At 69.3% G+C, this 589-nt stretch carries 1 protein-coding gene; it reads right to left on the reverse strand.

Features of this window, described 5'->3' with window-relative positions; all coding sequences use genetic code 11:
* Positions 1 to 60 precede the first annotated feature (60 nt).
* Positions 61 to 589 (reverse strand): class I SAM-dependent methyltransferase (locus BVI061214_RS00265; RefSeq protein ID WP_053766887.1); only part of this gene is annotated, 529 nt, incomplete at its 5' end.

The following is a 589-nucleotide window of genomic DNA, read 5'->3' on the forward strand; positions in this document are numbered from 1 at the left end:
GATGTTGACGAACCCTTCCTTGGGGGTGCGCACCCGGATCCCTTCCATGGGTTAAGCCTATCAGGAAAGCCGGGTGGAGCGCAGGAAAAAGCGCTTCTCCACCGAAAAGGGGCGGTCCAGGTCGCCAAGCTCCGCCTCCGCCCAGGCCCAGAGCCTCTCCATGGCCCGGGCGTGGGCCTCCTCGGGCACCCCCTTGGTGAAGGAGTAGAGGCGGTAGGCCAGGGCCTCGAGGGCCTCCCTGGGCGTGCGCTCCTCCCGCCAGGCCACCACCTCCCGGGTCCTGGGCCTGAGGCCAAGGCGCCTTAGGGCCTCCTCCACCTCGGCCATGCGCCTTCCGTGAAGCCCCCGCTCCACCAAGACCCCCTCCTCGGCCACAAGCTCCCGCCACCTCTCCTGCAGGCGGCACTCGGGCTCGGCCTCTACCCTTTCCCAGCCCTCCAGGAGGACCCCGGAGGGCTTTAAGACCCTTAAGGCCTCGGCCAGGGCCTTGGGCCAGTCGGGGAGGAGGTGCCAGAGGTGGACGGCGATGACCCCGTGGACGCTCTCGTCGGGGAGGGGGATTTCCCGGGCATCCGCCAGAAGAAGGCGC

Source organism: Thermus aquaticus, assembly GCF_001280255.1.
In the GTDB taxonomy this organism is placed as follows: Bacteria; Deinococcota; Deinococci; order Deinococcales; family Thermaceae; genus Thermus; species Thermus aquaticus.